Annotated in this window: 9 protein-coding genes and 3 pseudogenes; 5 read left to right on the top strand and 7 right to left on the bottom strand. The window is 65.9% G+C overall.

The genetic code is table 11. The features are described from left to right. Window positions 1–133: 133 nt before the first annotated feature. Complete coding sequence (locus AC1D1G_RS38485) at window positions 134–307, bottom strand: hypothetical protein (RefSeq protein WP_477956215.1); 174 nt, start codon at window positions 305–307, stop codon at window positions 134–136. A 397-nt stretch (window positions 308–704) separates the two neighbouring features. On the opposite strand from AC1D1G_RS38485, the gene AC1D1G_RS38480 reads away from it, so the two are divergent. Together AC1D1G_RS38480 and AC1D1G_RS38475 are read left to right on the top strand one after the other, a co-directional pair. Next, entirely contained in the window at window positions 705–1,100 is a 396-nt protein-coding gene (locus AC1D1G_RS38480) for an SRPBCC family protein (RefSeq protein ID WP_477956214.1), read from the top strand. A 220-nt stretch (window positions 1,101–1,320) separates the two neighbouring features. Continuing rightward, window positions 1,321–1,496: pseudogene (locus AC1D1G_RS38475) on the top strand (YegP family protein); the annotation flags it as partial. An 86-nt stretch (window positions 1,497–1,582) separates the two neighbouring features. Here the strand turns inward: AC1D1G_RS38475 and AC1D1G_RS38470 are convergent. From AC1D1G_RS38470 to AC1D1G_RS38450, 5 genes are all read right to left on the bottom strand, one after another. Further along, a complete protein-coding gene (locus AC1D1G_RS38470; protein WP_477956217.1) occupies window positions 1,583–1,789 on the bottom strand; it encodes a Clp protease N-terminal domain-containing protein in 207 nt (68 codons plus the stop codon). Beyond that, window positions 1,786–2,001, bottom strand: a complete 216-nt coding sequence (locus AC1D1G_RS38465) for a Clp protease N-terminal domain-containing protein (RefSeq protein ID WP_477956216.1) — start codon at window positions 1,999–2,001, stop codon at window positions 1,786–1,788. The genes AC1D1G_RS38470 and AC1D1G_RS38465 overlap by 4 nt, the downstream gene beginning before the upstream one ends. 240 nt (window positions 2,002–2,241) lie before the next feature. Next, on the bottom strand, window positions 2,242–2,478 hold the full coding sequence (locus tag AC1D1G_RS38460; RefSeq protein WP_283354623.1) for a hypothetical protein: 237 nt from the start codon (window positions 2,476–2,478) through the stop codon (window positions 2,242–2,244). Window positions 2,479–2,747: 269 nt separating this feature from the next. Next, the gene (locus AC1D1G_RS38455; protein ID WP_477956213.1) at window positions 2,748–3,977 is read right to left on the bottom strand and encodes a L,D-transpeptidase; all 1,230 of its coding nucleotides are present in this window, start codon (window positions 3,975–3,977) and stop codon (window positions 2,748–2,750) included. A gap of 170 nt (window positions 3,978–4,147) precedes the next feature. Next, entirely contained in the window at window positions 4,148–4,987 is an 840-nt protein-coding gene (locus AC1D1G_RS38450) for an alpha/beta fold hydrolase (protein ID WP_477956212.1), read from the bottom strand. Between the two features lie 296 nt (window positions 4,988–5,283). Here AC1D1G_RS38450 and AC1D1G_RS38445 point away from each other — a divergent pair, with 296 nt between their 5' ends. The 3 genes and pseudogenes from AC1D1G_RS38445 to AC1D1G_RS38435 form a co-directional block, all read left to right on the top strand. Continuing rightward, window positions 5,284–5,856 carry a hypothetical protein gene (locus AC1D1G_RS38445; protein ID WP_280783714.1) on the top strand — a complete coding sequence of 191 codons (573 nt, stop codon included), beginning with the start codon at window positions 5,284–5,286 and terminating at the stop codon, window positions 5,854–5,856. After that, on the top strand, window positions 5,853–6,362 hold the full coding sequence (locus AC1D1G_RS38440) for a hypothetical protein (protein ID WP_477956211.1): 510 nt from the start codon (window positions 5,853–5,855) through the stop codon (window positions 6,360–6,362). Before AC1D1G_RS38445 ends, AC1D1G_RS38440 begins: the two co-directional genes overlap by 4 nt. A 264-nt stretch (window positions 6,363–6,626) precedes the next feature. Continuing rightward, window positions 6,627–6,890, top strand: a pseudogene (locus AC1D1G_RS38435) (ANTAR domain-containing protein); the annotation flags it as partial. A 158-nt stretch (window positions 6,891–7,048) separates the two neighbouring features. On the opposite strand, the pseudogene AC1D1G_RS38430 reads toward AC1D1G_RS38435, so the two are convergent. Continuing rightward, window positions 7,049–7,486 (bottom strand): annotated as a pseudogene (locus tag AC1D1G_RS38430) (hypothetical protein); the annotation flags it as partial.

The raw sequence follows: 7,486 nt of genomic DNA, 5'->3' as shown, positions 1-7,486 counted from the left end.
GTCTCTACCTCGCCACCCGGGCGCTGGACCCCACGGGTAAGGGAAGGGCACGATGGGTGACGAGGTGGAAGCCGGCCCTCAATGCGTTTGCTATCACATTCGAAGGCCGTATCACCCCAACTGTGATCTAGATTCATGCGCCAGAACTGGATCCACCGATGTTCTGACAGTCCCCGTGTCGTTGGTACGTGCCGAACTGTTCCAGATAGCCGGCCCAGCTCGGGGTTAATGTCTGCCGCATCGGCTCGTCGAAATCGGTGGTGGCCGCGGCGAAGTCGTCGCGCACGATCGCGTCGAGGATGTGCACTGCCGCTCGTCGTACGAGGATGTCAGAGCTGTGGTTGTCGCTGGTGCGGCCGTGGAGGTGGACGGCTCATCGGGCGTGTGGGCTGTCGCTTGTGCATCCGGTGGACAGCGTGAGTGCGGCGACGGCCGCGTAGACCGCGGTGAGCAGGACACACCGGATTGCTCCGAGCGGATTATCGGGGTCCGGGGAGCCACGGACATTTCCCCGCGTAGGCAGTACCTGTGCGGTTGTGTCTGGGGGAGGTGGGGTACCCGAATGTCAGGACTGCTACGCGAGTGCCGGATGTGCGTGGATGGTCGACTGCCCGTCGCGGTGGTCCCGACTGCCCGCCGCCAACGGTGGCCGCGTGAACCTGGAAGTGTCGAACCGAAGGTCGGGGCGCCGGAGGAATACTCTCGTGACCGATGATGTCACGGTCGATGAGCACGGGCGTTACCGCCTGCGCCTGGAACGCCATCTGGATCACGCTCGCTCGGAGGTGTGGCGGGCGCTGACGAGTGTGCGATGTCCTCCTCGCCTGGCGCAGGTGGCACCGCGCGCCGACCCGCCAAGGTTACTCGAGTACAGAACCGGGGACACCGCGGTGCGGTGGGAGATCGCCGACGATGGCCGCGCCGGGTCGGTGCTGGTCTTCACCCAGGTCTGCGGCAGCCGGCAGGACGGTGTCGACGAGATGGGGTGGTGGTTAACCGCCCTCGAGGTGCTCGGGGAGTGGCTCGACGGCGATACGCACACCGACTTCCCGCGCCGGGCCCGGTGCATGATTGAGCGCTGCCGCTGCGCATTCGGGTGAGCGGCGGGTGACCTCAGCGGGGTGCCCCCGGTGGCCTCTGGTTCCGGACCGCGTCCCAACCTCGCCGGATTGACGGCGTCCGCGAGACGGGAGGTCTACTCGTCGGCCTCCGCGAGATCGAGCGGGAATCGATGTGGTCGGCTGCCGAGGGCTGATCGGGCGGTTTACGGTGTTGTGCGTTGTTCGCGATCGCAGTGGACGTCCGTGGAGGAGGGGCGTCATGTCTGCGAAGTTCGAGCTGTTCAAGACGCCGCCGGCCAGTTCCGGTTTCATTTGAAGTCGGCGAACGGCGAGGTCATCGCGGCCGGTCAGGGCTATACCTCGAAGGCGGCGGCGCAGAACGGCATTTCGGCGATCAACGACAATGCCGCAACCGCTGCCACCGAAGATCTGACCGGACCGCTGGTGTACGCCGGCGCACCGACGAGGTGGGGTCGCCCGTGGAGTCGGGAGGGGCGGAGGGACTTCGCTGGGGTGCGGATCTATTCGTGGGGTTGTGGGTGTTCGGTGAGTTGGTGCCGGAGGCGGTCGCGCATCTCGTGCGTGCTGATGTCGGCGAGGTGGGTGAGGATTTGGGTGCCGGTGGAGGTGGGGTCGGCGAGGAGGGCGAGCAGGAGGTGTTCGGTGCCGATGATGTCGTGTCCGAGAAGCGAGGCTTCTCGCAGGCTGTGTTCGAGGGCCTTTCTCAGGGTCGGAGTGAGGGGAGGCCCGGCACATTCGCTGTCGCTGTTCGGGTAAGCGGGAATCTCGTCGAGGGCGCTGTCGATGTGGGGCTGGTGATCCCCCAGGAGGTGAGGGTGGCAGCGGTGGGGTCGCCGGCGGCGAGGATACCGGTGAGGAGGTGTTCGGTGCCGACGTGGTTGTGGTGGTGGGTGCGGGCCGCGTCGGAGGCGAGGACCACGGCGCGGCGTGCTTGGTCGCTGAATTTCTCGAACACCGTTGATCTCTCCTTCGGCGAGTCCCTGCGCGGGGGTGGAGCCGTTGCTTTCCAGTATCCCGTGTGGGGGCGCCGAGCCTGCAAGGATGAGTCGTCCAGGGGTGGGTGATTCGGGGCGGGGGTTACGGCTGCGGGGTTTCGGTGCGTCTGCAGCTCCGCGCTGACAGGCGTGAAGATACCCGGTGTGCCGACCCCGGGCCGACATCAGGACACTTCGCCTTCGCTGTCGGTCCTTTCGCCTGTCGAAACGGCGAGCAGTCGTTGTCTGGCGAGGCCTTCGAGTCCGGGTGGATTCGGGTCGGCCGGGGAGTCCGAGCCTCTCGTTTCGCGGCAGCACTGGCGCACGATCTGCGTCACCCTCTGCAGTGGCACCCGGCCGTCGAATTCGCCGCACAGCCGTTCGACGACGTCGGCGTAGGAATCGGGCACAGTAATCACCACCTCGAGCAAGACCCTGTCACCACGTACCCCGGACCGGTGTCCGGCAAAACGGTAGCTCGGTGGGTGTCGGGACAGCGATGGCTCCCGTGAACAGGGGCCAGGTCTCACCGCAGGTGGGGGCGACTGCATCTGTCGAGAGATCCGCTGCTATATCCCGCGGAGCAGCCGATCCGATTCTCACGGACGGCGCGTACGTCGAACGCGATTCACACCGCGTCTGCAGAGTGAATGGTCGCCTCCGCGGCGAACACGATGTCCCGATTCCCGTGTCAGGTCAGGGCGCTGCCGGCCTGCCATTGCTCCCACGGCACGGACCAGTCGCCGTTCTGCCACAGCTCGAGCGGGGCCCCACCGGTGTTGCGGACCTCGACGATGTCGCCGGGCACGGAGAAGTCGTAAAACCAGCGGGCGTTGTCGGGGCTCAGGTTCAGGCAGCCGTGCGAGACGTTGGTGTTGCCCTGCGCCCAGATGGTATCGGCGAGTTCGTGGAGGTAGATTCCGTCGTTACTGATGCGGGTGGCGTAGTTGATCGATTCCTTGTACCCGAGGCGGGAGTTCACGGGAAGCCCGTAGGTGGACGAATCCATGTTTACCGGGTTGGCCTTGTCGATGACGGTGTAGATGCCCGGTTGAGTCCAGAACGAGAGGGTCTGCCCGCCCACGACTTCGGTGCCGCCCCGGCCCATCGACGTCGGCATCGTCCGGACTACCTGCCCGTTGTCGGTGACGGTGACCTGTTTGGTGGTGTCGTCGGCGACGGAGATGTGGGCGTCACCGATGGTGAACGAGGTGGTCGCGTCCTCCTGGCCGAAGAGGCCTTCGCCGAGCGCGATGCCGTAGACGTTGGCGCGGACGGTGACCTGGGTGCCGGGTGTCCAATAGTTTTCCGGTCGCCAGTGCACGTTCTGGTCGTCGGCCCAGTACCAGGAGCCGGTGACCGGGGGTGTGGTCTCCACGTGCAGGGCCTTCTCGGCGGCGACGCGGTCGGTGATCGGTTCGTCGAAATGGGTGACGATGACGATGCCGATACCGAAGGTGCCGCCGTCGGCGAGCAGGTTCCCGCCGCTGGTGACGAAGGTGGGTTTGGTCTGGTTCCCGGGGGTGACCGTGGAGAACGTGCTGGTCTTCTCGCTCCGGACACCCTGGTCGCCGACCGCGATGACCGCGAGGGTGTAGGTGCGGCCATAGCCGAGGGGCACGCCCGGTTTCCAGGACAGGCGATCGGGGGTGAAGATGCCCTCGACCAGCCGGCCCTCGTCGTTGGTCATGGTGACCGTCTCGAGGGTGCCACCGGTGGTGCTCACCGCTACCGGGTCCGTGGGGTTGACCGCGGGGGCGCCGTCGGCCGGGGACACGGTGATCTCCGGTCCCGGCGGCGGCGTGGCCGGTCCCGCGGGTTGGTTGGTGGAGGGTGCGCAGGCGGCGGCCACGAGAGCGAGCAGCAGGACTGCGAGGACAGCGGCGAGGTGACCGAGACGGCGACGGCGGCGGGCGTGCATGACAGTGATTCTCCCGTGCGGAAGGGTCCGCGCGCGTGCAGTCGCTATGCGACGGAGGTCACCACGGCATTTCCGGGGCCTGTGTCCGCGGCGGGCTCGTTCTGCAAGGTCGCGTGCTGGCGGTCGAGCTTCTCCGCTAGCGGCCTGATGCCGCTGACGGAGTTCGCCAGCTAGGCCGTGAAGAAGTCGATGAGCGCGCAGGCGATCTGGTGGGGTGCGTTTTCCGTGGGGATGTGCCCCGCATCTGGGATGCGGATGAGCATGGTGTGCGGGATCTCCGAGACGAACCGCTCGGCGTACTCCACCGTCTCGAAGGGGTCGTCCTCACCCCAGATCAGCAGCTTCGGTGTCATGGATCGTCGCAGCGCGGGAAGGAGATCGAGGGTGAAGCGGCTGTCGGCCGCACCCGCGAGAGCGATCCAGGATCGGCGCACCCGCGAAGTCGTCCACGGATCCAGATAGTCCGCGATTCGCCGCTCGGTGGCGGCACCGCCCAGTGCCGTCGTCACCGCTTGTCGGCGGGCGGTGAGAACGTCGTGAGCGGTGGTCCCCGCGGCCACCCCTGGGCCCCGGAATCGGGCGACATGGGGCGCTGGCCAGGAGTCGTATGTGACTGAGTTGACCAACGCCAGCCGGGACACCTTCAGACGATCGTGAACAAGGAGATGCTGAGCGATGGCGCCGCCGATGTCATGACCTGCCAGGGCGGTCGGCCCGGAAATTTTCAGCGCCGAGGCGAATCGCACCACCCAATCCGCGAGGGCCGGGACCGTGGCCGTTTCCAGGGTGAGCTCGCCTGCCGAATGCCCCAGTCCGGGGAGATCGACCGCAATGGGCCGTAGCCCCGCCTTGGCGAGGCGGCCCAGCACCGGAAACCAGACCCGACTCCAGTACGTTCCGTGCAGCAGCAACACCACCGGACCGTCTTGCTCGACGGTCAGGTAGCTGGCCGCTTCACCGTCGACCTGGACTGCGGTCCTGACCACACCCGTGTCCGTGACTTCGCTCATGGGACCACTGTGGACGAAATCAGCGTGATGTGTCAACGACGTTGCAACACAGACTTATCCGCGACCCCAAGCAGGCGACGAGCTCTACGTCGCGGTCGGCTATCGAGCTGACTTGATCACCGCCCGCGGCGCTGTGGCGGGTGTGCGTCCCGCCTTGACGGGAGCGGGAGCCGGCGCGTTCTCTTGCCGGGGTCGCCGCACCGATTCTCGCCGACCGGCGGGGTGCACAGCGCAATCGCCGTTTCCGAACGAGCCGGTCGGGTATTCCGTCTTAAGGACGAGGAGGTCTGAAGAAAATGCCTGTTTGGGGATGGATCCTGATTGCGGCCATCGTCGTGATCGCCGTACTGGCGATCATCGTCGCACGCTCGGTCAGCAGTCGTCAGCGGACGGACCGGCTGAGGGGACGGTTTGGTCCCGAATACGAGCGAACTGTGGGAGAGGTCGGCAACCTAGACGCCGCGGAAGACGAGCTCGCCGCGCGCGAACGAAAGCGGGAGAAGCTCGATATCGTGCCGTTGACGCCCGAGGCGCAAGCGAAGTACGCCGACTCGTGGCGGACGGTGCAGATCGAGTTCGTCGACAATCCGTCGAGCGCGGTGGGCGCTGCGGACCGGCTCGTGATCCAGGTCATGCGCGAGCGCGGCTACCCGATCGACGACTTCGATCAGCGGGCGGCCGACATTTCGGTCGACCATCCGAAGGTCGTCGAAAACTACCGAACTGCGCACGGCATCTATCTAGCGCAGGAGCAGGGCGGCGTCGGCACCGAGGAACAGCGCGAGGCTTTTGTGCACTACCGGGCACTCTTCGAGAAATTGCTCGAGACGGATGAGAACAAAGACAAGCCAAAGGAGGCGCGCGCATGACCACCCAGGATCAGCAACCCGAGGGCATCGGCTCGACCAGGGGGGTCGAATCGTCGACCGAGACCGCCGGTTCGGGCGAGACCGTGACCTCAAGCGGGACAACCGGCTCGTCGACCGAGACCGCCGGTTCGGGCGAGACTGTGTCCTCGGCCGGGACAACCGGCTCCTCCACTGCGGGGACTGCCCCGTCGGCTGAGGGGACCCACTCATCGACCACGGCAACCGAATCATCGTCCCGGCAATCGCTTTTCGCTGAGGACGAGCTATCGGTCCTCCGCTCGCGTTGGGACGAGGTTCAGGCGGGATTCGTCGATGATCCCAGAGAGTGCGTTCAAAAGGCGGATGGTCTCGTGTCGGACGTCGTCGACCGGCTCACGACCGGCTTCTCGGACGCGCGTTCGCGGCTAGAGGAGCAGTGGGCTCGAGGCGAAGATGGCTCCACGGAGGATCTTCGTATCGCACTCAAGCGCTACCGCGAATTCTTCCAGCGACTACTCGCGCTCTGAGGAGCAAAGAGAACGCCTTAATTGACACAATCTCCGTTATCGACACTTCCGGAATAGCTTTCCAGCAGCGCATTTGGCGCTCAACTGTGGTCCACGTGTACTCCGTCGGCAAGGACGCGATCGATGCTCGAGGGCCACCGTCGAGCGGCCGGCACCGTACGGATCGTGTACCAGCTGAAGGGCTGCATCACCGGTGAAATGCCATTCGGCGAGACCGGGCAAGGCGAAGGCGGCAGATCGGCGGACGAACGTCGTGTACCCGAAGTCGACGCGGTGGTCGCCGAACTTGCCGAGTCACCGGCGGTAACCGAACAGGCCAAGGGCGCACTGGTGCTGGTCTACGGGATTCCCGGCGACCGCGCCTTCGACGTTCTCACCTGGTGCTCCCAGCAGACCAACACCCGACTCCGCACGATCGCCGAACAACTCGTCGCCGGATTCGCCGAGTGCGAACCCGCTCCGGACCTACGGACCCGGTTCGACCACCTTCTGCTCACCGCCCACCAGCGAACCCGGCAACAGGGCTGAGGAATTGACCGAGTAAGTGACAGTCCCGCGGGGCGCCGGAGAAAAACAAACCTGGACCGGGCGGCCCACCGGTCGAGGACGCAATCTGGCACCCGTGCATCTAGGGACATCCCCGATGAATCACCAGGGCTGCGTCGCGCACGCTTCGCCGACCACGATCATCCCGCCTCGTTCGACGGTTGTCGCGTCTCCTCGAGACGTTGCCGCTGCCGGACCCCGTACGCCGCCTCCTTGACGGCGGCGTCGTCCTCGAGACCCGACCCGAGGGCCCCACCGATGGTGGCAATGGACGCCAGCAACCAGGTGAGCGTCAGGTAATCGAAGAAGTTCACCCCGTGCCCGAGAATGCGGGACAACAGTTCCGGGGGAAGAGTGAGACACGCGGTGAACAGCAGCAGGCCGAACAGGGCCACGTGCAGCACCACGACGCCGATGACCAGGGTGACCACGGTCGCGGTGTTGTACAGCACCGAACGATCACGCTCCTCCGGCGACTTCGGCCGCTCCCACAGTTCGTGATCGAGGATCAGCCACAGAATCATCGCCACGATCGACAGGACCGTCGCCGCACTCATACGCCATGGGCCCATCGTGTC

This window comes from Rhodococcus sp. P3_B8 (assembly GCF_056402775.1).
This window is presented reverse-complemented; position numbering and strand designations above follow the sequence as displayed.